Here is a 452-nt window from a genome sequence, read left to right on the forward strand (position 1 = left end):
TAGCTAGCTCTTACGTCATCAACAACTTTGGTGACCCGTGCACTGACGCTCATAGCACAAGCTTACTCGGTAAAATCCAATGGGGCATCAGATGTTCGCAATCAATCGTAGCACCCATGCCGACTTCCTTTCGTGTGCGCACACCCGCTTTGCTGAACAATACTGAACCTGATGTTCTCTTAAGAAATTGAGATTTAGTCGCAGATACTTAGACAAGTTGCTTGCTGGCGCGTGGTCCAGCGATCAGCCAAATGATAAAGCCAATGAGCGGCAAGAGCAGCACAAGCAAGACCCACAAGACCTTGTTGCCCGTCGAACTGCCAGAACCCACAATCGACACGATCGCAACGACATCAAGGATGAGAACAATCAGACTTCCTATTCCCGTAACTTCTAACATGGCTGACTCCGTTTTGTTCAAAACACTCATTAAGACAACGCAGACGGAGAAA

1 protein-coding gene is annotated in these 452 nt (G+C 47.8%); it reads right to left on the reverse strand.

Annotated elements, in window-relative coordinates:
- Positions 1–208: 208 nt before the first annotated feature.
- Positions 209–400 carry a PLDc N-terminal domain-containing protein gene (locus TW80_RS17515; RefSeq protein ID WP_045998771.1) on the reverse strand — a complete coding sequence of 64 codons (192 nt, stop codon included), beginning with the start codon at positions 398–400 and terminating at the stop codon, positions 209–211.
- Between the last annotated feature and the right edge of the window lie 52 nt (positions 401–452).

The organism is Loktanella sp. S4079, assembly GCF_000967725.1.
In the GTDB taxonomy this organism is placed as follows: Bacteria; Pseudomonadota; Alphaproteobacteria; order Rhodobacterales; family Rhodobacteraceae; genus Yoonia.

What these genes read in the sequence shown, in the direction of transcription:
- TW80_RS17515 (WP_045998771.1), bottom strand. Translation starts at nt 400, where the DNA reads ATGTTAGAAGTTACGGGAATAGGAAGTCTGATTGTTCTCATCCTTGAT.